This window comes from Streptantibioticus rubrisoli (assembly GCF_024436055.1).
Classification (GTDB): Bacteria; Actinomycetota; Actinomycetes; order Streptomycetales; family Streptomycetaceae; genus Streptantibioticus_A; species Streptantibioticus_A rubrisoli.
Window position 1 is genome coordinate 1 of sequence record NZ_JANFNH010000035.1, and the last position, 25,523, is coordinate 25,523.

Here is a 25,523-nt window from a genome sequence, read left to right on the forward strand (position 1 = left end):
GTTGAGGGTGGTGGAGGGCGACGAGATCGGCGCAGCGGCCCGGAGGGCCTCCGTTGAGGGTGGTGGAGGGCGACGAGATCGGCGCAGCGGCCCGGAGGGCCTCCGTTGAGGGTGGTGGAGGGCGACGAGATCGGCGCAGCGGCCCGGAGGGCCTCCGTTGAGGGTGGTGGAGGGCGACGGGTGGGCTCAGCCGAACTGCCGCTGTGCGGCTCAGCCGAACTTCGCCTTGCCCGGCCCCTCTTCGACGAAGCTGCGCATGCCGATCTCCCGGTCCTGGGTCGCGAACAGCCCGGCGAACAGGCCGCGTTCGACCGCCAGGCCGGTCTCCAGGTCCGTCTCCAGACCGCTGTCAACGGCCTCCTTGGCGGCGCGCAGCGCGAGCGCCGGTCCCTTGGCGAGCTTCGCCGCCCAGGCGTGCGCCTCCTGGTAGACCTTCTCGGCCGGAACCACCCGGTCCACCAGGCCGATGGTCAGCGCCTCCTCGGCGGTGACCATCCGGCCGGTGAAGATCAGGTCCTTGGCCTTGGCCGGGCCGACCAGCCGGGACAGCCGCTGGGTGCCGCCCGCGCCCGGAATCAGGCCGAGCAGGATCTCCGGCTGGCCGAGCTTGGCGCTCTCCGCCGCGATCCGCACATCGGCGCACAGCGCCAACTCACAGCCGCCGCCCAGCGCGTAGCCGGTCACCGCGGCCACCACGGGCTTGGGGATACGGGCCACGGCGGTGAACGAGTCCTGCAGCGCCCGGGCCCGTACCGCCATGTCCTCGTACCCCATGGCCTGCATTTCCTTGATGTCCGCGCCCGCCGCGAACACCTTCTCGCCGCCCCAGACGACGACGGCTCGTACGTCGTCGCGCTGGGCGGCCTCCCGCGCGACCTCGCGCAGCCGGTCCTGGGTGGCGGTGTCCAGCGCGTTCATCGGCGGACGGTCCAGACGGATGACGCCGACGCCGTCGGCGGCCTCAAGGTGAACAGTCATGGCCGAACGGTATCGCCTCCGGCCGCACGGGGGTTCCGGGGGCGAAGCCCCCGGAATGAGCCCCTACTGGCCCGCGGTCCACTGCGACCAGGGCATGTTCCAGCCGTTGAAGCCGTTGTCCGGCGCCACCGTCTTGTCGTTGGAGTTCTTGACCACCACCACGTCGCCGATCATCGAGTGGTCGTAGAACCAGGCGGCCGGTGTGCCGTTGTCGCCGCCGCCGCGGATGTCGTGCAGTCCGACGCAGCCGTGGCTGGTGTTCTCACTGCCGAACACCGAGGTGTCGCCCCAGTAGTTGCCGTGGATGAACGTCCCGGACTGGGTGAGCCGCATCGCGTGCGGCACGTCCTTGATGTCGTACTCACCGCCGAAACCGACGGTCGAGCCGTCCATCCGGGTCACCGGGTCCTTCTCGCTGATCACCATCTGCCCGTTGTACGTGGTGTGGTCGGGCGCGCCCGCGGAGATCGGGATGGTTTTGATCGTCTTGCCGTCCTGCGTCACGGTCATCTCGTGCGAGGCGGCGTCCACGTAACTGACCTGGTTGCGGCCGATGGTGAAGTGCACGTCCTTGGACTGCGAGCCGTACACCCCCGGCGCGCCCTGTACACCGTTGAGCCGCAGACTCAACGTGACCTTGGTGCCAGGCGCCCAGTACTTCTCCGGGCGGAAGTCGATGCGCTGGTTGCCGAACCAGTGGCCGACGACCGGCACCGACGGGGAGGCGGTCACCTTGATGCCGTTCTGCACGGCCTTGGTGTTGTCGATCGGCCGGTTGAAGCTGATCGACACCTCGGTGCCGACGCCCACCGTGGAGCCGTCGTCGGGCGTGAAGAAGCCGATGAAGCCGTCCTTGGGGACGACCGTGGTGAACGTGGCGTGCTTGGCCGACTCACGGCCCTGCGCGTCCTTGGCGATGGCGTCCACCGTGTACTTGGTGGAGGTGCTGAGGTTGCTGTCCGGCACCCAGCTGGTGCCGTCCGACGAGATCCTGCCCGCGACCGCGGTGCCCTTGGCGTCCTTGACCTCGACCTGGGTCAACCTGCCCTGGTCCGCGGATATCTTGAGCGCGCCGCTGGTGGCTACGTCGGTCGCGCCGTCCTTGGGCGCGACGTTCACCACGGCCTTCGACGCCTGCTGGTCGGATCCGGAACCGCTCTTGCCCTGGCCGGAATCGTGTCCGCCGCACGCGGTCGCCAACAGCAGCACCGCGCCGAGCGCCCCGGCCAGCAGACCCCGCCTGACGCCCGACGCCGCCCCCGCGGCCCGCCGCGCCCCCGGCTGATGTGACAGCAACTCGCCTCTCCCCCCTTGGCTTTACCTGAACAAGCGCCCTCCACGCTCGTCGATAGATAACCACACCCTTGATGGTCACCAAGCCACGGAATTGTCACCGTTCCGTCCCAGTCCACCGCGAACCGTCCGCAACTGGGTAGGGTGGGGCGGCCGTTCGTACGTTTCACGGCGAACGGGTTGCCGCCGCGGGGGCCGCCGTCAGGCGCACATGTTCAGGGCGAGGGCGCCGCCAACGCCGTCGCCGACCCCGCGAGCCACTGCGCCCAGGTCAGGTTCCAGCCGCTGAGCCCGTTGTCCGGGGCGACCGTCGCGTCATGCGCGTTGACCACCTCGACCACGTCGCCCACCAGCGAGGTGCCGAAGAACCATCCCGCGGGCGTCTGCGCGCCGCCGCCCTTGACGTCGTACAGCCCGACGCAGCCGTGGCTGGTGTTCGCGGTGCCGAACGTCTCCTTGGGCGACCAGTAGTTGCCGTGCACGAAGGTGCCGGACTGGGTGAGCCGCATCGCGTGCGGCACGTCGGGGATGTTGTACTCGCCGCCGTAGCCGACGGTGTCCCCGTTCATCCTGGTCACCGGCAGCTTCTCGGAGATCACCATCTTCCCCGCGTACGTGGCGTGTTCGGGGCTGCCGGTGCTCACCGGCAGGGTGCGCACCACCACCCCGTCCCGGCGCACGGTCATGGTGTGCGCCTCGGCGTCCACCACGCTGGTCTGGCTTCGGCCGATGGTGAAGACCACGTCCTTGAACTGGCTGCCGTAGACACCGGGCGCGCCCTGTACGTCACGCAGCCGCATCCGCAGGTCGACCCTGGTACCGGGGGTCCAGTAGTGCTGCGGGCGGAAGTCTAGGCGCTGGGCGCCGAACCAGTGCGGCGCCACCTCGATGGCGGGCTGGGCGGTGACGGTGACCGCGCGCTCCACGGCGGCGCGGTCGACGACCGGGCGGTTGAAGGTGAGCGAAACGATCATGCCGGTGCCGACGGTGGCGCCCGACTCGGGCGTGTAGAAGGCGATGAGCCGGTGCTGCGGCACCAATGTGGTGAACTCGGCGTGCTTGGCGGCCCGCCGCCCGCCGGAGTCCTCGGCGAGCGCGTCCACCGTGTACCGGGTCTCCAGCGCCAGCTTGCCGGTCGGGTGCCAGGAGTGCCCGCCGGAGTCGATCTGGCCCGGCACCTGGGCGCCGGTGGCGTCGGCCACCTTGACCTGGGTGAGCACGCCACTGTCCACCGTCACGCCCAGCACCCCGGTGGGCGGCACCCCGGAGGCGCCGTCGTTCGGGGTGATCCGGATCGTGGCCTGGGAGACCGCCGGTCCGCCGGAGCCCGCGCCGCGCCCGTCCCCGGCCCCGCCACCGCTGCCCCCGGCGGCCCCGGTGCACCCGGTCAGCACCAGGGCGGCGACCAGCGCCGGTGCCGCGAACCGTGCCGGACGCGTGGTGGGGCGGGGCGGCATCGCCGGTCCCCCGCGTCGTGCTTGCCCTGCGTCGCGGCGCGGTCCCGTCTGTGCCACGGCGGCGCGCGACCGGCGGCACCGCGGCGTCCCGCCGGTGGCCCGCGGCCGCGGGAGCCGCGACCCCGTCAAGGTCCCCCGGGCGGACCCCAGCACGCGTCCGGCCACCGATCCCGTACCCGGCAGTCCTCGTACCGCCCGGCGTACCCACGCAACCACTGCACTCGTCACGCCGGGGTCAACGACTTCCGGGACCACGGGTTCCGTGAGGACGGCGCCTTAACCGGGAATGACACCATGAAGCCACAACGGAGAACGGAACCGCGCGCGGTACGGGACACCGCGAAACGGTGCCGTAGAGCCGCGGGAGGCCACTACGTGTCGAGCGCACCCGAACCAGAGCAGGCCGCCGCGGCTTCCGGCGGGACCGCGGACGGCGACGGCCACCGTTCCGCGACGACCACACTGACCGCCACCCGGACGGCGGAACCGGACACCGAGGACGCGCGGACCGCCCAGCGGCGCTCCAGCGCCCCGCCACGCCCGGTGTGGCCCGGCGCCCCGGAGCCGCTCGGCGCGCGCTTCCACACCGGCCCGGAGGGCACGCGGGGCACCAACTTCGCGCTGTGGGCGGGCGGTGCGGAGGCGGTGGAACTGTGCCTGTTCGACGCCGAAGGGGGCGAGACCCGGCTGCCGCTGACCGAGTTGACGCACGAGGTGTGGCACGGCTTCGTCCCCGGGGTGCGCCCCGGCCAGGCGTACGGCTACCGGGTACACGGCCGCTGGGACCCGTGGACCGGCGCCCGGTGGAACCCGGCGAAGCTGCTGCTGGACCCCTACGCCCGGGCGGTGGACGGCGAGTTCGCGCTGCCGCCGGAGGTCTACGGGCACGTACGGGACTGGCCGGACCGCCCGGTCGCCGACACCGTGCGGGACAACCGCGACTCGGCGCCGTTCGTGCCCAAGGGTGTGGTGGTGGACGACGGCGACGACTGGGCGGACGACCGCCGTCCCAAGACCCCGTGGTCCGACACGGTCATCTACGAGCTGCACGTGCGCGGCTTCACCATGCGCCATCCGCGCATACCGCGCGAACTGCGCGGCACCTACGCCGGGTTGGCGCATCCGGCGGCCATCGAGCACCTGAACAAGCTGGGCGTGACCGCCGTCGAACTGCTGCCGGTGCACCAGTTCGCGCACGAGGACCACCTGCTGCGCCGGAACCTGCGCAACTACTGGGGCTACAACTCGATCGGCTACTTCGCGCCACACGCCGCGTACAGTTCCTCCGGCACCCGCGGCCAGCAGGTGGGCGAGTTCAAGCGGATGGTGCGCGCGCTGCACGCGGCGGGCATCGAGGTCATCTTGGACGTGGTCTACAACCACACCGCCGAGGGCGGCGAGTTGGGGCCGACCCTGTCGCTGCGCGGCATCGACAACCGCGGCTACTACCGGCTGGGCGGCGACCCGCGCGGCTACGCGGACTACACCGGCTGCGGCAACACCCTGCACGTCGTGCAGCCGCAGGTGCTGCGGCTGATCACCGACTCGCTGCGGTACTGGGTGACGGAGATGGGCGTGGACGGCTTCCGCTTCGACCTCGCGGCGGCGCTGGCCCGCAGCATGCACGATGTCGACATGCTCTCGCCGTTCCTCGCGGTGATCGCCCAGGACCCGGTGCTGCGCCGGGTCAAGCTGATCGCCGAGCCGTGGGACATCGGCTCCGGCGGCTACCAGGTGGGCGCCTTCCCACCGCTGTGGACCGAGTGGAACGACCGCTACCGCGACGCGGTACGCGACTTCTGGCGGGGCGCCAGCGCGGACCTGGCCGATCTGGGGTACCGGCTGTCCGGCTCCAGCGACCTGTACGCGTGGAGCGGTCGCCATCCGTACGCCTCGGTCAACTTCGTCACCGCGCACGACGGCTTCACCCTGCGCGACCTGGTCTCCTACAACCACAAGCACAACGAGGCCAACGGCGAGCAGAACCAGGACGGTTCGGACGACAACCGCTCCTGGAACTGCGGCGCGGAGGGCGAGACCGACTCCGAGCCGGTACTGGCCCTGCGGCAGCGGCAGTTGCGCAACCTGCTGAGCACGCTGCTGCTGTCCACCGGGGTGCCGATGCTGGTCGCGGGCGACGAGATGGGCCGCACCCAGGGCGGCAACAACAACGCCTACTGCCAGGACAACGAGGTCGGGTGGGTGGACTGGTCGCTGCTCGACGAGCCGCGATGGCGTGAACTGTTCGAACTGGCGGCGCGGTTGGTCTGGCTGCGCCGTGACCATCCGGTGCTGCGCCGCCGGGCGTTCTTCTCCGGGCTGCCGCAGGATCCCGGCGGACTGCGGGACCTGGCCTGGTTCACCCCGCGCGGTACGGAGATGACCGAGGCGGACTGGTTCGCACCGGCCGCAACGCTTGGCATGTATCTGTCGGGCCGCGACATTCCCCAACGGGACGCCACCGGCCGCCGCGTCCACGACGACAGCTTCCTCATCGTGCTGCACGCCGCGGAAACCCCGTGCCCCTTCACCCTGCCGGGCCCGCCGTGGGCACGGAACTACGAGGTACTGGTCGACACCTCGCGGGCGGCGGACGCGCCGGGGCCAGGGCGGCACCGCGCGGGGGCCACGATCACCGTGCCGGAGCGGTGCCTGATGCTGCTGCGGGCCGAACACCGCTGAAACCCGATGGGCGTTGTCGGTGGTCGCCTCTAGTCTCTGAAACGTGGCAGGGACGGAGGGGACGGCCATGGGGGACGAAAGAGGCGGGGCGTGGCGTGCCCGGCGGAGCGCCGCGGAGCGGCGGTCGGCGGTGCGGTCACTGCTGCGGCTGTGGCCGTACGTACGGCCGCTGGCGCCGCGGCTGTTCGGGTCGATGGCGGTGGCGGTCGGCGCGTCGTGCATGGCGCTGCTCATCCCGCTGGTGCTCAAGTGGACGGTGGACGGGCCGGTCGCGCACCGGGATCCGGGCGGGGTGTGGCTGGGCGGCGGGCTGGTGCTGCTGCTCGGGCTGCTGGAGGCCGGGCTGTTCGGGCTGCGCCGCTGGCTGACCGCCCGGCCGATGGCCGCACTTGAGGCACGCATGCGGGCCGACCTCTACCGGCATCTGCAACGGCTGCCGGTCGCCTTCCACGACCGTTGGGGATCCGGGCAGTTACTCTCCCGTGCCACGGGCGACCTGCAGATCCTGCGGATGTTCCTGGCCTTTCCGCTGGTGTTCCTGGTGGTCAACTCGGCGACGATACTGGTCGGTTTCACCATCCTGCTCACCCAGCGGTGGACGCTGGGGCTGATCCTGCTGGTGCCCGCGGTGCCGCTGATAGTGCTGTGTACGTACTTCATGGGCCAGTACTCGCTGGCCTCGCGCCGCGCCCAGGACCAGATCGGCGATCTGACCACGCTGGTCGAGGAGTCGGCGCTGGGCATCCGGATCATCAAGGCGTTCGGGCGACACCGCAGCCAGGGCCAGGCGTTCCGCCGGGCCGCGCACGCACTGCTCGGCACCGAGCTGCGCAAGGCGCGGCTGCTGGCCGAGGTGTGGCTACTGGTGACGGCGGTGCCGGACGTGGCGCTCGGGGTGGCGCTGGTGATCGGCGCCGTGCAGGTGTCCGACGGCCAGCTGTCAGCGGGCACGCTGGTGGCGTTCTTGTCCACGGCGCTCGCGCTGCGCTGGCCGATCGAGTCGCTGGGCTGGCTGCTGTCGATGAGCAGCGAGTCGGCCACCGCGGCCGACCGGTACTTCGAGGTGATGGACACCGAGCTGCCGCCGGACCACACCGCCGGGCCGGACGCGGTCAGTCGGGCCGGTGACGGGATCCGGTTCACCGGTGTCCAGTTCCGCTACCCGGACGCCCCGGACGGCACCCCGGACCTGTTGGCCGGGCTCGACCTGCACATACCCACCGGCCAGACACTGGCCCTGGTCGGCGCCACGGGCTCCGGCAAGACCTCGCTGACCGCGCTCATCCCTCGGCTGTACGAGGCGACCGGCGGCCGCATCACGCTGGACGGGATGGACATCGCGCGACTGCCGAAGGAGCGTTTGCGCGCCATGGTCTCGACGGCCTTCGAGGAGCCGACGCTGTTCTCCGCGAGCGTCCGGGACAACGTGTTGATGGGCGCGGAGCAGGCTGGCGAGGCCGATCTGCGGTGGGCTTTGCAGACCGCGCAGTGCGGTTTCGTGCACGAGCTGCCGCAGGGGGTGGACACCCAGGTGGGCGAGCAGGGGCTGAGCCTGTCCGGCGGCCAGCGGCAGCGGTTGGCACTGGCCCGCGCGGTGGTGGGCCGCCCGCGCTTCCTGGTGCTGGACGATCCGCTGTCCGCTCTGGACGTGCACACCGAGGCGCTGGTGGAGGGCGCGCTGCGGGAGGTGCTGGCCACCACCACCGCACTGGTGGTCGCCCACCGGCCGTCCACCGTGCTGCTCGCCGACCGGGTGGCGCTGCTGTCCGGCGGACGCATCGCGGCCGTCGGCACCCATCACCAACTCCTGGCCGAATGCCGGGAGTACCGCCAGCTGATGTCCGGTGACGCCGACGACAGGAGCGCAGCCTGATGACCGCCCTCGCCGACCCGTCGGTGGACGGGAGCCACCCACAGGAGCCGGACCAGTCCGCTCCCGGGCCACCGCGCGACGACGCGTACGACCGCGATGTACTGCCCGCGCCCAAGGGCGCCTCGCGCGCGCTGCTGAGGCAGTTGGCACGCCCGTATCGGGCGCGGGTCTGGCTGGCGGCGGTGGTGCTGGTGGTGCAGCAGGCCGCTGTGCAGATCGGCCCGCTGCTCGTGGCGTACGCCATCGACCGGGCGATCCCGGCGCTGCGCGGCCATGACCGGGGGCCGTTGGTCGCCACCGCCGTGGGGTATGTCGGCTTCGCCCTGCTCGGCGGGGTGTTGCAGCGGGCGTTCATCCGGCTGTCCGCCGTGATCAGCCAGGACGTGCTGCTGGATCTGCGCGGCCGGATCTTCCGGCACGCCCAGGCGCTCGGCCTGGACTTCCACGAGCGCTACACCTCGGGGCGGATCATCGCCCGGGCGACCTCCGATGTGGAGGCGTTCCGCGAACTGCTCACCGACGGGCTGCAGGAACTGCTCGGCGTGTGCCTGGCCGTGCTCTACATCGGTGTGGTGCTGCTCTGGCTGGACTGGGGGCTCGGCCTGTTCGCACTGGCCACCGCGCTGCCGCTGGTGTGGACCACCCGGTCCTTCAGCCGCCGCTCCCAACAGGCCTACTCGCGCCGGTCCGCGGCGATCGCCAGTGTGATCGTGCGGTTCACCGAGACCATGAACGGGATCCGGCCGGTGCAGGCGTTCCGCCGGGAGCGGGCCAATGACGAGCGGTTCGTGGAGCTCAACCGCGTCCATGAGCGGGCGAACGGTGACGCGATCTTGGAGATGGGCCGGTTCAACGTCTTGTCCTGGCTGATCGCCAACACCTCGGTGGCGCTGGTGGTGCTGTGGGGCGCCTACCGAGTGGCGGCCGGTTCCCTGGAGTTGGGGGTGCTGGCGGCCTTCGTGCTGTATCTGCGGCGGCTGTACGCGCCGATCGATCCGCTGGGGATGTTCCTCAACTCCTGGCAGGCCGCCGCGGCTTCGCTGGAGAAGATCGCCGGACTGCTGGCGCAACGGCCGTCGGTGCCGGAGCCCGCGACGCCCCGCGAGCTTCCGGCCAAGCGCGGTGACCGCCCGGGCCGGGCGGTGGCGTTCGAGGGCGTGCGGTTCGCCTACCGCACCGGCGGCGAGGTGCTGCCCCGGTTCGATCTGGCGGTACCGGCGGGCCAGACGGTGGCGCTGGTCGGTGCGACCGGGGCGGGCAAGTCCACGCTGGCGAAGCTGCTGTGCCGGTTCTACGACCCCACCGAGGGCCGGATCACCCTCGACGGCGTGGACCTACGGGAGTTGCCCACACCGGAGTTGCGGCGCGGGGTGGTCATGGTCACCCAGGAGTCGTTCCTGTTCTCCGGCACGGTCGCGGAGAACATCGCGCTGGGCAACCCGGACGCCACCCCGGCACAGATCGAGGCCGCGGCCAAGGCGATCGGCGCGCATGACTTCATCGCGGCGCTGCCCGAGGGGTACGCCACGGATGTCCGTAAGCGCGGTGGCCGAATATCGGCGGGGCAGCGCCAGTTGGTGGCGTTCGCCCGGGCGCTGCTGGCCGATCCGGCGGTACTGGTGCTGGACGAGGCGACGTCCTCGTTGGACATCCCCGGCGAACGCGCGGTGCAGCAGGCCATGGCCACGGTGCTGCACGGCCGCACCGCGCTGATCATCGCGCACCGCCTGTCCACGGTGGAGATCGCCGACCGGGTCCTGGTCATGGCCGACGGCCGGATCATCGAGGACGGCACGCCGTCCCAACTCATCGCCACCAGCGGCGACTTCGCCCATCTGCACCAGGCCTGGCGGGACAGCCTGGTCGGCTGAGAGCCCCCCGCCCACCCACTGAAGAAAGGGCGGGCGGGGGAACTCCACACAATCCGCAGCCGGGCAGGCCAGCTACCGCAGGACCCCCGCCGTCATCCCCTCGGCCTCCGCCGGAACGGCGATCAGCCCGAGCTCAGCGGCGGACGCCAACAGCGGATGCGCCGGCAGAACCCGCACCGTGTACCCGAAGGGCCCACTGCGGTCCAGCTCCAGCGGCCCCTCGAACAGCCAGCGCCCGTCAAGGTCCGGGCGGCCCCCCGGCTTGAGGGAGACCGCCGAAGCGTCGGTGATCCGGTCGGAGTCGTCCACCCGCCCGGACACCACCTGCACGTCCACGTCCGCCGGGTCGAGACCGCCGAGCGCCACCCGTACCCGCAGCGCCAGCGCGGAGCCCAACTCGACGGTGCCGCCCGCCGATCCGGCCTCCACATGGTCGATGGCCACCCGGGACCACTGCTCGCGCACCCGGGCCTTCCAGGCGCTGAGGTCCCGTGCCGCCTCGGCGGTCACCGTACGGTGGGCGCGGGCGGCGGGCGCGTACAGCTCGGAGACGTAGTCCCGCACCATGCGCCCGGCCAGCACCTTGGGTCCCAGGGTCACCAGGGTGTGCCGGACCATCTCGATCCAACGCCGTGGCAGCCCCGTACCGTCGGTGTCGTAGAAGCGGGGTGCGACCTGTGTCTCGATCAGGTCGTACAGGGCGGCCGCCTCGATGTCGTCCCGCCGGGCCCCATCTTCCTCATTCGAGGCGGGTCCACCAGATCCGTCATCAGCCGTAGGAATCGCCCAGCCGTTGTTGCCGTCGAACCACTCGTCCCACCAGCCGTCCAGCACCGACAGGTTGAGGCAGCCGTTGAGCGCCGCCTTCATCCCCGACGTGCCACACGCCTCCAACGGCCGCAGCGGGTTGTTCAGCCAGACGTCGCAACCGGGGTAGAGCCGCTGGGCCATCGCCATGCCGTAGTCGGGCAGGAAGACGATGCGGTGCCGCACCCGTGGATCGTCGGCGAACCGCACGAGTTCCTGCACCAGGCGCTTGCCGCTGTCATCGGCCGGGTGCGCCTTGCCCGCGACAACGATCTGCACCGGCCGCTGCGGGTGCAGCAGCAGCCGGGTGAGCCGCTCCTTGTCGCGCAGCATCAGGGTGAGCCGCTTGTACGAGGGCACCCTGCGGGCGAACCCGATGGTGAGCACATCGGGGTCCAGCACCTCGTCGGTCCAGCCCAGTTCGATGTCCCCGGCGCCGCGCTGCCGCCAGGAGGCACGCAGCCTGGCCCGTACCTCCTCGACCAGTTGCTCGCGCAGGTTCCGCCGGACCTCCCAGATCGCCGCGTCGGGAATGTTGGCCACCGACTCCCAGCTGTGCGAGCCGCCGACCGCCAGGGCGTCCTCGGTGCGCTGCACCCCGACCTGGTGGGCGCCGAGCCGGAACACCTCGGGAGCCACCCACGTCGGCGCGTGCACGCCGTTGGTGATGGACCGGATCGGCACCTCCTCGGGGTCGAATCCCGGCCACAGCCCGGCGAACATCTGGCGGCTGACCGCGCCGTGCAGGGTGCTGACCCCGTTGGCGCGCTGGGCCAGTCGCAGCCCCATCACCGCCATGTTGAACACCCCGGGGTCACCGCCCGGGTAGTTCTCCCGGCCCAGCTCCAGCACCCGGTCCAGGTCGACGCCGGGCAGTTCGCCGCCGTCGCCGAAGTGGCGGCCGATCAGTTCCAGGGCGAACCGGTCGATCCCGGCGGGGACGGGGGTGTGGGTGGTGAAGACGGTTCCGGCGCGCACCGCCTCCAATGCCGCGTCGAACTCCAACGCGTCCGGCCCGTCGTGCAGTTCACGGATCCGCTCCAGGCCGAGGAATCCGGCGTGGCCCTCGTTGGTGTGGAACACCTCCGGTTCGGGGTGCCCGGTCAGCCTGCAGTAGGTGCGCACCGCGCGCACTCCGCCGATGCCCAGCAGCATCTCCTGCAGCAGCCGGTGTTCGCTGCCGCCGCCGTAGAGCCGGTCGGTGACCTCGCGTTCGCTGGCGTTGTTCTCCTCCACGTCGGAGTCGAGCAGCAGCAGCGGCACCCGGCCCACCTGCGCCGTCCAGATGCGGGCGCGCAGCGACCGCCCGCCGGGCAGCGCCAGGGTGACCAGGGCCGGGCTGCCGCCCGGCTCGCACAGCGGGGTCAACGGGAGTTCGTTCGGGTCCAGGACCGGGTAGTGCTCCTGTTGCCAGCCCTCGCGGGACAGCGACTGCCGGAAGTACCCGTGCCGGTAGAGCAGTCCGACGCCGATCAGCGGCACGCCGAGGTCACTGGCGGCCTTGAGGTGGTCACCGGCCAGGATGCCCAACCCACCAGAATACTGCGGCAGGGCTGCGGTGATACCGAATTCGGGCGAGAAGTAGGCAATGGCGGACGGGAGTTCAGAGCCTTGCGACGCGCTCTGGTACCAGCGCGGATTGGTCAGGTAGTCGGAGAGGTCCTCGGCCGCGGCGGTCAACCGCCGCAGGAAACGGCGGTCCTCGGCGAGTGCCGCCAGCCGCTGCGCTGGTACCGAGCCCAGCAGCCGCACCGGGTCGCCGCCCGCGGCCCGCCATCCGCCGGGGTCGACGGACTGCAACAGCTCACGGGTCTCCTGGTGCCAGGACCAGCGCAGATTCTGGGCCAGCTCGCCGAGCGGGCGCAAGGGTTCGGGGAGGACCGTACGGACGGTGAATCGACGGATAGCCTTCACGGTACGACGGTAGCGGCGCGAAGGCCGGTTTCACTCGAAGTCCGCTTTCCTCGTCGAGGATCCGCAGATCTTTTGCGTCAGCGGCGTGTCCGCGGTTTGGCCGATTCCCTTCCCTACCGGTGCCTTGTACAGGACGATTTCCTACGTAAGGCTTCCCTGTGGCACCCGCGGTGCTCCGGGGGGTGCGGTACAACCGGTTCACCCTTACGGCCCTGACGCGTCATCTGGCCGCGGTTCCCCGGTCATCGACTCGTCACCGCTTCACCCCTTCGTACGAGCGTCCTCGGTCCGAAAGATGGTGTTCAACAGGAGCCTGCGGGAAGGCTTCCAGAACGCCCCGCACCCTGTTACTCCGTCATGTCTCGTCCATTCCAACCGAGTGAACGCGCACAGGAGCGGCCATGCGCACGAGTGCACAGTCGAGGGAGCAGATAGAAAAGGCAATGGGGGCACCAAGAAAACGTAACGAGGCAAGTCCAGGTGAACACATGATCGGCCGAATCCCCGTACTGGATCTCCGCCCGCTGGTGGACTGCGGCAGGCGTCCCGCGAAGGCCGTGGTGGGCGAGACCTTCCAGGTCTCCGCCACCGTCTTCCGCGAGGGCCATGACGCGGTCGCCGCCAACGTGGTACTGCGGGACGCGGCGGGCCGGTCCGGCCCCTGGACCCCGATGCGTGAACTCGCCCCGGGCACCGACCGCTGGGGCGCGGAGGTCACCCCGACGGCCGAGGGCCGCTGGACGTACACCGTGGAGGCCTGGTCCGACCCGCTGGGCAGCTGGCGGCACGCCGCCCGGATCAAGGTTCCGGCCGGGATCGACACCGAGCTGATGCTGGCCGAGGGCGCGGCGCTGCACGAGCGTGCGGCGGCCGGGGTGCCCAAGAAGGACGGCCGCTCGGTGGTGCTGGACGCGGTGGACGCGCTGCGGGACGGCAAGCGCACCGCCGAGGAGCGGCTGGCCGCCGCCCTGGCCGAGGAGGTCGTGGCGGTGCTCGACCGGTTCCCGCTGCGTGAGCTGGTCAGCGCCTCGCGGCCGATGCCGGTTCAGGTGGAGCGCACCAGGGCGCTGTTCGGCTCGTGGTACGAGTTCTTCCCGCGCTCGGAGGGCGCGGTGCTGCGCGAGGGCGTCCCGCCGCGTTCGGGGACGCTGCGCACCGCGACCGAGCGGCTGCCCGCGATCGCCGCGATGGGGTTCGACGTGGTGTACCTGCCGCCGATCCACCCGATCGGCACCGCGTTCCGCAAGGGTCCCAACAACTCGCTGACCGCCGGGCCGTACGACGTCGGCTCGCCCTGGGCGATCGGCTCGCCCGCCGGTGGGCATGACGCGGTCCACCCGGACCTGGGCACGATCGATGATTTCGACGCGTTCGTGTCCCGGGCCAGGCAACTGCGGCTGGAGGTGGCACTTGACTTCGCGTTGCAGTGTTCTCCCGATCACCCCTGGGTCGACAAGCACCCCGAATGGTTCGCACACCGTATCGACGGTTCGATCGCCCATGCGGAAAACCCGCCCAAGAAGTACCAGGACATCTTCCCGCTGGCATTTGACACGGATATGCGCGGCATCACCAGGGAGACCCTGCGGGTGCTGCGGCACTGGATGGAGCACGGGGTGCGGATCTTCCGGGTGGACAATCCGCACACCAAACCGGTGGTGTTCTGGGAAAGGGTGATCGCGGAGATCAACCGCACCGACCCGGACGTGATCTTCCTGGCCGAGGCGTTCACCCGCCCGGCGATGATGCACACGCTGGCCGCGATCGGTTTCCAGCAGTCGTACACCTATTTCACCTGGCGCAACAGCAAGGCGGAACTCACCGAATACCTGGCCGAGTTGAGCGGGGAGGCCGCCGCCTACATGCGGCCCAATCTCTTCGTCAACACCCCGGACATCCTCAACGCCTATCTGCAGCACGGTGGCCGCCCGGCGTTCGAGGTCCGGGCGGTGCTGGCCGCCACGCTCTCGCCGACGTGGGGCATCTACTCCGGCTACGAGCTGTGCGAGAACACCCCGGTGCACGAGGGCAGCGAGGAGTACCTGGACTCCGAAAAGTACCAACTGCGGCCGCGTGACTGGGCGCGTGCGGAGGCCGAGGGCCGCTCCATCGCGCCGCTGATCACCCACCTGAACCGACTGCGGCGGCGCCACCCCGCGCTGCAGTACCTACGGAACCTGAGGTTCCACGCTTCCGACAACGACGCGATCATCGTGTACTCCAAGCGCGCCCGCACGCCGGAGGGTTCACACGACACCGTTGTGGTGGTCGTCAACCTCGACCCGTACCACACCCGTGAGGCGACCGTTTCGTTGAACATGCCGGAGCTCGGCCTCGACTGGCACGAGACCGTCCCGGTGCGCGACGAGCTCACCGGTGAGACCTACCAATGGGGCAGGGACAACTATGTGCGCCTGGAACCGGGCTCCCGCCCCGCGCACGTGCTGTCCCTGCGACCGTCCTCAACGATCGGAGGGTCACCCAATTGACAGTCAACGAACCCGTCCAGGACACCTTCGAGGACACGCCCGCCAAGGACCGTGACCCCGACTGGTTCAAGCGCGCGGTCTTCTACGAGGTGCTGGTCCGCTCCTTCCAGGACAGCAACGGCGACGGCATCGGCGATCTGCGGGGCCTGACCGCCAAACTGGACTACCTCCAGTGGCTCGGGGTCGACTGCCTGTGGCTGCCGCCGTTCTTCGCCTCGCCGCTGCGTGACGGGGGGTACGACGTCTCCGACTACACCGCCGTACTACCGGACTTCGGTGACCTCGCCGACTTCGTGGAGTTCGTCGACGCCGCACACCAACGCGGCATGCGCGTCATCATCGACTTCGTCATGAACCACACCAGCGACCAGCACCCGTGGTTCCAGGCCTCCCGTACCGACCCGGACGGTCCGTACGGCGACTACTACGTCTGGGCCGACGACGACAAGAAGTACCAGGACGCGCGGATCATCTTCGTCGACACCGAGACCTCCAACTGGACCTTCGACCCGGTGCGCAAGCAGTACTTCTGGCACCGCTTCTTCTCCCACCAGCCGGACCTCAACTACGAGAACCCCCGGGTGCAGGAGGAGATGATCGCCGGGCTGCGGTTCTGGCTGGATCTCGGCATCGACGGCTTCCGCCTCGACGCGGTCCCGTACCTGTACGCCGAGGAGGGCACCAACTGCGAGAATCTCCCGGCGACCCACGCCTTCCTGAAGCGGGTGCGGGCCGAGATCGACGCCCACTACCCGGACACCGTGCTGCTCGCCGAGGCCAACCAGTGGCCGGAGGACGTGGTCGACTACTTCGGCGACTTCCCCAGCGGCGGGGACGAGTGCCACATGGCGTTCCACTTCCCCGTCATGCCGCGCATCTTCATGGCGGTGCGCCGTGAGTCCCGCTACCCGGTCTCGGAAATCCTGGCCAAGACGCCTCAGATCCCAGCGAACTGCCAGTGGGGCATCTTCCTGCGCAACCACGACGAGTTGACGCTGGAGATGGTCACCGACGAGGAACGCGACTACATGTACGCGGAGTACGCCAAGGACCCGCGGATGCGCGCCAACATCGGCATCCGACGAAGGCTGGCGTCCCTGCTGGACAACGACCGCAACCAGATCGAGCTGTTCACCGCCCTGCTGCTGTCGCTGCCCGGCTCGCCAATCCTCTACTACGGCGACGAGATCGGGATGGGCGACAACATCTGGCTGGGCGACCGCGACGCGGTGCGCACCCCGATGCAGTGGACCCCGGACCGCAACGCCGGGTTCTCCTCCTGCGACCCGGGACGCCTCTTCCTTCCGACGATCATGGACCCGGTCTACGGCTACCAGGTGACCAACGTCGAAGCCCAGATGAGCAGCCCGTCGTCGCTGCTGCACTGGACCCGCCGGATGATCGAGATCCGAAAGCAGAACCCCGCCTTCGGACTCGGCTCCTACACCGAACTGGCGTCGAGCAACCCGGCGGTACTGGCCTTCCTGCGCGAGGCACCCTCCGCGGAGGGGCAGCGCGACGACATCGTGCTGTGCGTGAACAACTTCTCGCGGTTCCCGCAACCCACTGAACTGGACCTGCACACCTGGGAAGGGCGCCACCCGGTCGAGCTGATCGGCGGCGTGCGCTTCCCGGCCATCGGCGAACTCCCCTACCTGCTCACGCTGGCGGGGCACGGCTTCTACTGGTTCCGGCTGCGCCGCGACGTGTAGGGCGGCTGGAGTTCGCGATGGGTTCGATGCGGGGGCAGCTCCCCGGTCCCCCAAGGGATTCGGGGGCGCGCCCCCGAAGAAAGGACACCATGTCGGATACCTCGCGGCTCCGCCCTGAGACCACCACCGACACCGCGGTACGGGCGCGGGGGCCGCTCGCGCCCTCCGGGCTGCTGCGGTCGCTGACGCCGCTGTTGCGCGGGTGGCTGCCGCGGCAGCGGTGGTTCGCCGGAAAGGGGCGGCCGATCTCCGGTTTCGCGCTGGTCAGCGCGGTCGAGCTGCTGCCGCTTGACGGGCGGCTCGGCGGCGCGGGCCTGCTGCATCTGCTGCTCGACGTACAGCAGCCGAACCTGCCACCGGACTGCTACCAACTGGTCCTCGGCACCCGCCGGTTGCTGCCACCCGCGCTGGCCCCCGCACTGGTCGGCCACGCCACCGACGGCCCGCTGGCCGGGCTGACGGTGTACGAGGCGCTGTACGACGCCCGGCTGGCCACCCTGCTGCTGGAGCGGCTGCGCACCCCCGGGCGCACCGGGCCGCTGCGGTTCTCCGCCGAGTCCGATGCCACGATCCCGTCCGGGCTGCCGCCCCGGCTTTCCGGCATCGAGCAGTCCAACTCCTCGGTGGTCTACGGAGATACGTTTATCCTCAAGCTGTTTCGCCGGGTCTCCCCCGGCACCAACCCCGACCTGGAACTCTCCCTCGCCCTGGCCCGTGGCGGATCCGACCGGGTGGCCGCTCCGGTGGCCTGGATGGAGGCGCTGGGGCTGCACGAGGAGCCCGCGACGCTCGGGGTACTGCAACGGTACCTGCCCGGCTCCGCCGACGGCTGGCAGTTGGCGCTGACCGCGGTGGCCGAGGGCTCGGACTTCACCGGGCAGGCGCACGCGCTGGGCGCCGCCACCGCCGAGGTGCACACGGCGCTGGCCACCGCGCTGCCCGGGGCGACCCTGCGCCGCCCGCAGATCCGGCTGCTGGCCAGCGCGATGGCCGAACGGCTGGACGCCACCGTGGCCGCCGTCCCGGCGCTGGCCCGCTACGCCGAGGGGCTGCGCGGCGCCTTCGGTGACCTGGACCAACTCGCCGACGCCGGTGTGGAGTTGCCCGCCCAGCGGATCCACGGCGACCTGCACCTCGGCCAGGCGCTGCACACCGCCGCACAGGGCTGGGTGCTGATCGACTTCGAGGGGGAACCCGCCCGTCCGCTCGCCGAACGGCGCCGTCCGCAGCCCTTCGTACAGGACATCGCGGGCATGCTGCGGTCCTTCGACTACGCGGCCCGGCACCGCGATCCGGCCGCGCCGGGCGCCGCCGACTGGGCCGAGCGGCACCGCGCCGCCTACTGCGCCGGGTACGCGGAGCGCTCCGGGCACGATCCGCGCGACGCCCGGGTGCTGCTGCGCGCGTACGAGACCGACAAGGCGGTGTACGAGGTGCTGTACGAGGCCCGGCACCGACCCGAGTGGCTGCCCATCCCGATGGCCGCGATCCAGCGGCTCAGCCAGCCCGCCGACCGCTGACCCCCAATCCAACGCCGATCAGGAGGACTTGACCGTGATTCCCCGCGACTCCAATCGCCCGTCCCCCGGGGAGACGGCATCCGTTGTACCGGCAACCTTCCTCCCGTACGCCCCCGGCACCCAGCCCGAGGCCTCCGCCCGCGGCTACACCCCCGGCAACCGCCCGCCCGCCTCCGGCACCGCCCCCCGCCGCAGGCCGCCCACGCCCGCGCCCGCGGGCGGTCCGGCGCCGTCCCGTCCCCCCGCCGTGCGCCACGCACCACCGGCACCGGCGACGCCGGGCGGCACGCTGGACCCCGGCGAGGTGGACCGGCTGCTGGCCGGGGCGCACCATGACCCGCACGCGCTGCTGGGCGCGCACCGCACCGACGGCGGGATCGTGGTGCGCGCGCTGCGCCCGTACGCCCGGGCAGTGGCCGCGCTCGTCGACGGGGCGCGGGTGGAGCTGCACTCGGAGGGCCGCGGGCTGTTCAGCGCGGTGCTGCCGCTGGCGGAGATCCCCCCGTACCGGCTGGCGGTGACGTACGACGACGGCGAGTACCAGGTCGACGACGGGTACCGGCTGCTGCCGTCGCTGGGCGAACTGGATCTGCACCTGATCGGCGAGGGACGCCACGAGGAGCTGTGGCGGGCGCTGGGCGCACAGGTGATGACCCACCAGGGCGTGACCGGAACCCGGTTCGCGGTGTGGGCGCCGAACGCGCGCGGCGTGCAGGTGGTCGGCGACTTCAACTACTGGGACGGCACCGGCCATCCGATGCGCTCGCTGGGCGCCACCGGGGTGTGGGAGCTGTTCGTGCCGGGGATCGGCGAGGGCACGCTCTACAAGTTCCGGATCACCACCCCGGACGGTGGCCAGGTGGTCAAGGCCGATCCGATGGCCCGGCGCACCGAGGCGCCGCCCGCCACGGCATCGGTGGTGGAGGTCTCCCGCCACACCTGGCAGGACGCCGAGTGGCTGGCCCGCCGCGGCAACCGGCCGGTGCACCAGGCGCCGTTCTCGGTCTACGAGGTCCATCTCCCGTCCTGGCGGCCGGGCCTGTCGTACCGCGAACTGGCCGAGCAACTCCCCGCCTATGTCAGGGACTTGGGCTTCACCCACGTCGAGCTGATGCCGATCGCCGAGCACCCGTTCGGCGGCTCGTGGGGCTACCAGGTCACCTCGCACTACGCCCCCACCGCCCGGCTAGGCACCCCGGACGACTTCCGGTACCTGGTGGACGCCTTGCACCGGGCCGGGATCGGGGTGCTGATGGACTGGGTGCCCGCGCACTTCCCCAAGGACGACTGGGCGCTGGCCCGGTTCGACGGCACCCCGCTGTACGAGCCGGACGACCCGCGCCGTGCCGAGCACCCCGACTGGGGCACGTTGGAGTTCGACTTCGGCCGGACCGAGGTGCGCAACTTCCTGGTCGCCAACGCGGTCTACTGGCTTGAGGAGTTCCATATCGACGGGCTGCGGGTGGACGCGGTGGCCTCGATGCTCTACCTCGACTACTCGCGCGAGGACGGCCAGTGGTCGCCCAACGCCTTCGGCGGCCGGGAGAACCTGGACGCGGTCGCGTTCCTGCAGGAGATGAACGCCACCGTCTACCGCCGCTGCCCCGGCGTCGTCACCGTCGCCGAGGAGTCCACCGCCTGGGACGGGGTGACCCGTCCCACCGACTCGGGCGGCCTGGGCTTCGGGCTGAAGTGGAACATGGGCTGGATGCACGACACGCTGCGCTACCTCTCCCATGAGCCGGTGCACCGCAGGTACCACCACGGCGACATGACGTTCGCCATGGTCTACGCGTACTCCGAGAACTACGTGCTGCCGATCTCGCACGACGAGGTGGTGCACGGCAAGCGCGCCCTGGTCGCCAAGGCGCCGGGGGACTGGTGGCAGCAGCGCGCCACGACCCGCGCCTATCTGGCCTTCATGTGGGCGCATCCGGGCAAGCAACTGCTGTTCATGGGGCAGGAGTTCGCGCAGGGCGCGGAGTGGTCGCACGACTCGGGGCCCGACTGGTGGCTCACCGACCCCGGGTACAGCGCGGCCGGTGACCACACCGGGGTACGGGACCTGGTACGCGACCTCAACACGTGCTACCGGGCCACGCCCGCGCTGTGGCAGTTGGACACCGACCCCGCGGGCTTCGCGTGGATCGACGCGCACGCCGCGGACGACAACGTGGTGTCGTTCGTCCGGTACGACACCGACGGGAACGCGCTGGTCTGCGTCAGCAACTTCTCACCGGTGGTGCGCCAGGCGTACAAGATCGCGTTTCCGTCGGGCGGTGGCGAGTGGCGCGAGGTGCTGAACACGGACAGCCTGGCGTACGGCGGGAGCGGGGTCGTCAACAGCGTCGCGGTGTCCGGGTCGTTGACGTTGCCGCCGCTGGCGACCGTCTGGCTGCGGCCGGTGTGAACCTCCGAAAGCCGTCATCGGTTTTCGGCCATGATTCAGCGGAACACACGGTGAGTTACGGGCGGTAGCCAGTCGTACGCTGACCGAGTGCCACCTCCCTTCGATCCTGCCTCCGCGCGGCGCCTTCGCCAGCAACTTGGGATGTCGCATGCCCATGTTTCCCATGGAATGTGGGCGTCATATGGTCTGCGTGTCCTGCCCGAGACGGTGTTGGCGTGGGAGCGCGGCCAGGCCGTGCCCAGTGAGCAGGAACTGGCCGCGCTGGCCGCCGCGTTGTGGTGCGCGCCCGCGGACCTGCTGGGGGCGCCCACCACGTTGCGCGAGTACCGCTGGGCCCGGGAGCTGGCGCTGGAGGACGTGGCGTTCGCGGTGGGCCTGCGGGCCGCGCGGTACGCGCGGATGGAGGACGAGGACCATTGGACCGGGGACGCCCGCCAGACGGCGGCGCTGGCGGAGGTTCTGGGCCTGACCCCGGCCCAGGTGGTGGCCGTGACCGGCCGGGAGCAGAAGCTGGCCGAATACCTGCGCTCAGCGGCCTCGGTCCGCTGGCAGCCCTACGTTCGGCCGGTGAGCGGCATCGTGGCGCTGCCACGGGAACGGATCGAGCGCGCCCTCGGCCAACTCCACGAGGAGTACCACTCCTTGATGACCTCCACCCTGAGCTGGAGCGGGACCGCTTCCCCGGAGGACAAGGGCGGACCGTTCCTGGCCCGGATCCTGGACCGCTTCTGGGAGTTGGCACAGTGACCTGCGGTGAGTTCGCAACCGCCGGACCACTCCATCGTGGTTGCTCGCCGTCACGGCGGCTTTTACGGCGGCGCGCTACCTTCGCGCCCCCTCCAACTCCCGCTCCACGGTGGCGTCAGCCGAAGCCTCCGCCCGGCGGCGAAGCGGCAGCAAAGCCGCCACCAGCACCGTGCCGACGCCCAACACCACCGCCCCCACCAGGCTGGTGTGCGCGACCGCGTCAGCGAACGCGCCCCGCACCGCGTGCACCATCGCCGCCCCCTGTCGCGGACCCGCCTGGGCCGCGATCTTGCCCGCGACGGCGAGCCCGGCGCCAACCGAGTCCCGCGCCGCCGACAGTGCGGCGGACGGCAGTTGACCGCGCACCGCCTCCGCGAGATGCGACCCGTACGAACCGGACAGCACCGAGCCCAGGATGGCGATCCCCAGCGACCCACCGAGCTCCAGCGAGGTGTCGTTCACGGCGCCACCGACCCCCAACTCCGACTCCGGAAACGCCCCCATGATCGCGTCGGTGCACGGCGAGAGGCTGAGCCCGATCGCAAGGCCGAGCACCACCAGCGGAACCACCAGGTCCGAGTACCCGGACCCGGCGTCCACCCGGGTCAGCAGCGCCAGCGCCACCGTGCCGCCGACCATGCCCGCGGTGACCGTCACCTTCATGCCGAGCCGCGGCGTCAGCACCCCGGTCAGCGCGGCGCCGACGAACACCGCACCGGCGAGCGGCAGCATCCGTACCCCGGTGTCCAACGGGCTGTAGCCGAGGACGAACTGGAGGTGCTGGGTGAGGTAGTAGAAGGCCCCGAAGACGGCGAGGAAGAACAGCCCGACGGCGAGGTTGGACCCGGCGAAGCCACGGTCGCGGTACCGCCGTACGTCCAGCACCGGACGCGGATGCCGCAACTCCCAGAGCACGAAGGCGATCAGGCCCACCCCGGCGATCACGGCGGCGGTGATCGCCGCGGTGCCCCACCCGAAGTGCGGTCCCTCGATGATCATGTAGACCAGCGCGCCGAGCGAGACCACCGACAGCAGTCCGCCGACCCCGTCGATCCGCCCCTGGTGCCCCGCCCGGGACGGCGGCACCAGCACCAGCGCTCCGGCCATCGCCACGACCACCACCGGAACGTTGATCAGGAACGTCGAGGACCAGCCGTGGTCCTGCAGCAGCACCCCCGCGACCAGCGGTCCGACCGCGATGGCGAGCCCCGCGGTCGCCGTCCACATGGTGATCGCCTTGGCCCGCTCCGCCTTGGGGAAGGTCGCGGCCAGCAGCGACAGCGTGGCGGGCATGATCATGGCCGCGCCGACACCCATCACGGCCCGCGCCGCGATCACCCCGGAGGCGCTGTGCACCAGTGACCCGGCGACCGAGGCCCCACCGAAGACCGCGAGCCCGAGCTGCAGCGCGCCCCGACGGCTGTACTTGTCGCCGATCGCGCCCAGCAGCAGCATCAGCGCCGCGTACGGCACGGTGTAGGCGTCGATCACCCACTGCAGATCGGAGCTGGTCAGGCCGAGATCCGCGGTCATGTCGGGAGCCGCGACAGTGAGCGAGGTGTTCGCCATCACGATGATCAGCAGGCTCAGGCACAGCACCAGCAGCGCCCACCACCGGCGGGCGTACGGTCGGCCCGTCGGCTCGACCGGTTCGGTCAGGACAAGGCGCACGGCTCTCCCCCTTCAGAAGATCTTGCACATGACCGTGCAATTACACAGCCATGTGCAAGTTACGTCATTGCACAGCGATGTGCAAAATGAGGGGAGGGCGGACACCCGTAGGATTCGCGGGCACCCATCCGCTGCACCCACGGAAGGAACCGGGGATGACCGGCCGAGCCGACGCCAACCGCCGCCGTCTGATGGACGTCGCGCTCGCCGAGCTGCTGCGCGACCCCGACGCGAGCATGGACCAGATCGCCCGCGCCGCGGGCGTGGTGCGCCGCACCGTCTACGGGCACTTCCCCAGCCGCGACGCGCTGATCAGCGCACTGACCGACGACGCGGCCGACGCGGTGGCCGCCGCGCACTTCGCCGCGCAGGACGGTGTCGAGGACCCGGCCGAGGCGCTGGCCCGCAGCATCCTCGCCGTATGGGAGATCGCCGACCGCTACCGGCTGCTGGTCTCGCTCGCCCAGCGCAGCGTGACGATGGAGGGCATCCGGCAGCGGCTGGCACCGGTCCGCCGCTCCTGCACCGAACTGCTGCAACGCGGCCTGAAGCAGGGCGTGTTCAGCTCGCCGCTGCCCGCGCAGGCGCTCGCCCATGTCCACGAGCAGGTGCTGTTCGGCCTGATGGAGGCGGTCAACGACGGTGCGCTACCGCCGGAGAGTGCGGGCAGCGCCGCCGCCGTCACCGCACTGACGGCAGCGGGCGTACCCGCTGACCGCGCCACACGGCTGGCGGACGCGGTGAGCACTTCGGCCAGCTAAGAGATCGTCTTCTCCTGACGTCTCATCCCGGAACCGGCGTTGTCCCGCCGCTCCACCGGCGGTTTCGTATGTCGCGTGCTCGGTCGGCTGCGGTCGGTCAGACCAGGGTGGTTACCGGAAGTCGCTGGTAGAGGACGTGTCTGGAGCTGCGGGTGCGCCGGATGAGCCCAGCGCGGTGCAGGATCTGCAGGTGGTAGGAGACAGTCGCCGGGCTGAGGTGCAGGCGCCTGGCGAGGTCCCCGGTGGTGCGAGGCTGTGCGAGTTCGGCCAGCACGCGCGTCCGGGTTTCCCCGATCAGTTGCTCTACCTGCCTGGGGCGGTCGACGTCTAGCGGTAACGCTGGGTAGACGACCAGCGGCGTGCGCGGGTCCGGGGCGTCGTCGGGGGCGCCCGCGCAGAATACCGCTCGGTTGACGAAGGCGCTGGGTATGAAGATCACGCTGTCGGCGTCGATCGTCATCTGGTGCGGGCCGGGCGTGGGCAGTCGGAGGTCCAATCCGCCGTCGCGCCATTGCAGGTTGCCGGCCAGCTGATTGATCGTGTCCGCCCAGCCGCGTCGGGCGATTGCGGCGGCTCTGACGGTGATGTCGGCTTCCAACCGGGCGCGGAGGCCTGGCCAGTGCGGGGCGAGGGCTGCCCGCCAGAACTGCTCCAATTCGTCCGCGAGGCGTCGGGCGAAGTGGCCCTCTCCTCGGTCCAAGGCCGTAAGGAGCAGTCGCGGCGGCTTGCGCGCCGTGGACTGGTCCCAGGAGTGGCCGCCGATGGCCCCGGACATCTCGTAGCGGATGCGCTCCGCGGAGGCCGTGGCCACCTGGTGGAAGGCGATGTCCGGCTCGGCGTCGAAGGAAAGCGGTTCGGGCCGTAAGAAGTCGGGTTGGTAGCCGAGGGGACCGCCGCTGCCAACTACAGCCAGCAGCCCCAGACATCGGCCTGACATGACCTCGGTGGCCCGCGCGCCCCAACGCGCATCGAGCGACTGCGGCGCGCGACCGGGAGCGAAGAGCAGATCGGCGGCCGCACCCAGCGGACAGATCGCGAATCTGGCCCGGCCGAGCCCTTGCGCCCCTAGCTCGATTCGGATCACACAGGCCCCCCTTCGATCGTTTTTGAATCTCATCGAATCATTCGACGGCCGACTCGGGACCGGGTTTCCTGGTGCATGTCCGGATATCGCATGGCAGCGCCAGAGCCGGGTTGTCCGACCTCCGGGCCCTGGTGGCCAGCCCACGCATCGTTGAACTCGTCGCCAAAGGCGAGTCACCGAAGTTCTGACGGAAGCTCGTCGATCCACAACTCTTTGACGCCTACTCGCAAGCAGGGCGACCTGCCTTCCTCAGC

The 25,523-nt window shown here is 70.8% G+C and carries 15 protein-coding genes; 9 read left to right on the top strand and 6 right to left on the bottom strand.

Annotated elements, in window-relative coordinates:
- Positions 1-210 precede the first annotated feature (210 nt).
- The 3 genes from NON19_RS23840 to NON19_RS23850 form a co-directional block, all read right to left on the bottom strand.
- Complete coding sequence (locus NON19_RS23840) at positions 211-978, bottom strand: enoyl-CoA hydratase/isomerase family protein (protein ID WP_255931092.1); 768 nt, start codon at positions 976-978, stop codon at positions 211-213.
- Positions 979-1,041: 63 nt separating this feature from the next.
- The gene (locus tag NON19_RS23845) at positions 1,042-2,271 is read right to left on the bottom strand and encodes a L,D-transpeptidase (RefSeq protein ID WP_255931150.1); all 1,230 of its coding nucleotides are present in this window, start codon (positions 2,269-2,271) and stop codon (positions 1,042-1,044) included.
- 215 nt (positions 2,272-2,486) lie between these two features.
- A complete protein-coding gene (locus NON19_RS23850; protein ID WP_255931094.1) occupies positions 2,487-3,728 on the bottom strand; it encodes a L,D-transpeptidase in 1,242 nt (413 codons plus the stop codon).
- 543 nt (positions 3,729-4,271) lie between these two features.
- On the opposite strand from NON19_RS23850, the gene glgX reads away from it, so the two are divergent.
- From glgX to NON19_RS23865, 3 genes are all read left to right on the top strand, one after another.
- Complete coding sequence (gene glgX / locus NON19_RS23855; RefSeq protein ID WP_372514262.1) at positions 4,272-6,410, top strand: glycogen debranching protein GlgX; 2,139 nt, start codon at positions 4,272-4,274, stop codon at positions 6,408-6,410.
- 130 nt (positions 6,411-6,540) lie between these two features.
- A complete protein-coding gene (locus NON19_RS23860) occupies positions 6,541-8,283 on the top strand; it encodes an ABC transporter ATP-binding protein (RefSeq protein ID WP_372514263.1) in 1,743 nt (580 codons plus the stop codon).
- On the top strand, positions 8,283-10,154 hold the full coding sequence (locus NON19_RS23865; RefSeq protein WP_255931100.1) for an ABC transporter ATP-binding protein: 1,872 nt from the start codon (positions 8,283-8,285) through the stop codon (positions 10,152-10,154). Before NON19_RS23860 ends, NON19_RS23865 begins: the two co-directional genes overlap by 1 nt.
- Positions 10,155-10,226: 72 nt before the next feature.
- Here NON19_RS23865 and glgP read toward each other — a convergent pair whose 3' ends face one another.
- Positions 10,227-12,875 carry an alpha-glucan family phosphorylase gene (glgP, locus tag NON19_RS23870; protein ID WP_255931101.1) on the bottom strand — a complete coding sequence of 883 codons (2,649 nt, stop codon included), beginning with the start codon at positions 12,873-12,875 and terminating at the stop codon, positions 10,227-10,229.
- Between the two features lie 488 nt (positions 12,876-13,363).
- On the opposite strand from glgP, the gene NON19_RS23875 reads away from it, so the two are divergent.
- The 5 genes from NON19_RS23875 to NON19_RS23895 all read left to right on the top strand — a co-directional run bounded on the left by NON19_RS23875 (position 13,364) and on the right by NON19_RS23895 (position 21,753).
- On the top strand, positions 13,364-15,364 hold the full coding sequence (locus NON19_RS23875) for an alpha-1,4-glucan--maltose-1-phosphate maltosyltransferase (RefSeq protein WP_255931102.1): 2,001 nt from the start codon (positions 13,364-13,366) through the stop codon (positions 15,362-15,364).
- Positions 15,361-17,076 (top strand): maltose alpha-D-glucosyltransferase, encoded by a 1,716-nt coding sequence (gene treS / locus NON19_RS23880; protein WP_255931103.1) that lies wholly within the window; start codon positions 15,361-15,363, stop codon positions 17,074-17,076. Before NON19_RS23875 ends, treS begins: the two co-directional genes overlap by 4 nt.
- Before the next feature lie 89 nt (positions 17,077-17,165).
- Positions 17,166-18,596, top strand: coding sequence for a maltokinase N-terminal cap-like domain-containing protein (locus NON19_RS23885; RefSeq protein ID WP_255931104.1), 1,431 nt, complete (start codon positions 17,166-17,168; stop codon positions 18,594-18,596).
- Between the two features lie 34 nt (positions 18,597-18,630).
- Complete coding sequence (gene glgB / locus NON19_RS23890; RefSeq protein ID WP_372514264.1) at positions 18,631-21,006, top strand: 1,4-alpha-glucan branching enzyme; 2,376 nt, start codon at positions 18,631-18,633, stop codon at positions 21,004-21,006.
- A gap of 141 nt (positions 21,007-21,147) precedes the next feature.
- On the top strand, positions 21,148-21,753 hold the full coding sequence (locus NON19_RS23895) for an XRE family transcriptional regulator (RefSeq protein ID WP_255931106.1): 606 nt from the start codon (positions 21,148-21,150) through the stop codon (positions 21,751-21,753).
- Positions 21,754-21,828: 75 nt separating this feature from the next.
- Here NON19_RS23895 and NON19_RS23900 read toward each other — a convergent pair whose 3' ends face one another.
- Positions 21,829-23,424, bottom strand: a complete 1,596-nt coding sequence (locus NON19_RS23900; protein WP_255931107.1) for an MFS transporter — start codon at positions 23,422-23,424, stop codon at positions 21,829-21,831.
- Between the two features lie 155 nt (positions 23,425-23,579).
- Here NON19_RS23900 and NON19_RS23905 point away from each other — a divergent pair, with 155 nt between their 5' ends.
- On the top strand, positions 23,580-24,185 hold the full coding sequence (locus NON19_RS23905; RefSeq protein WP_255931108.1) for a TetR/AcrR family transcriptional regulator: 606 nt from the start codon (positions 23,580-23,582) through the stop codon (positions 24,183-24,185).
- A 97-nt stretch (positions 24,186-24,282) separates the two neighbouring features.
- Here the strand turns inward: NON19_RS23905 and NON19_RS33470 are convergent, their stop codons facing one another.
- Positions 24,283-25,269, bottom strand: a complete 987-nt coding sequence (locus NON19_RS33470; protein ID WP_255931109.1) for an ArsR/SmtB family transcription factor — start codon at positions 25,267-25,269, stop codon at positions 24,283-24,285.
- Positions 25,270-25,523: the final 254 nt, after the last annotated feature.

Coding starts and splice junctions, on each gene's coding strand:
- NON19_RS23840 (WP_255931092.1), bottom strand. CDS start 978: ATGACTGTTCACCTTGAGGCCGCCGACGGCGTCGGCGTCATCCGTCTG.
- NON19_RS23850 (WP_255931094.1), bottom strand. CDS start 3,728: ATGCCGCCCCGCCCCACCACGCGTCCGGCACGGTTCGCGGCACCGGCG.
- NON19_RS23865 (WP_255931100.1), top strand. CDS start 8,283: ATGACCGCCCTCGCCGACCCGTCGGTGGACGGGAGCCACCCACAGGAG.
- NON19_RS23875 (WP_255931102.1), top strand. CDS start 13,364: ATGATCGGCCGAATCCCCGTACTGGATCTCCGCCCGCTGGTGGACTGC.
- NON19_RS23885 (WP_255931104.1), top strand. CDS start 17,166: ATGTCGGATACCTCGCGGCTCCGCCCTGAGACCACCACCGACACCGCG.
- NON19_RS23895 (WP_255931106.1), top strand. CDS start 21,148: ATGTCGCATGCCCATGTTTCCCATGGAATGTGGGCGTCATATGGTCTG.
- NON19_RS23905 (WP_255931108.1), top strand. CDS start 23,580: ATGACCGGCCGAGCCGACGCCAACCGCCGCCGTCTGATGGACGTCGCG.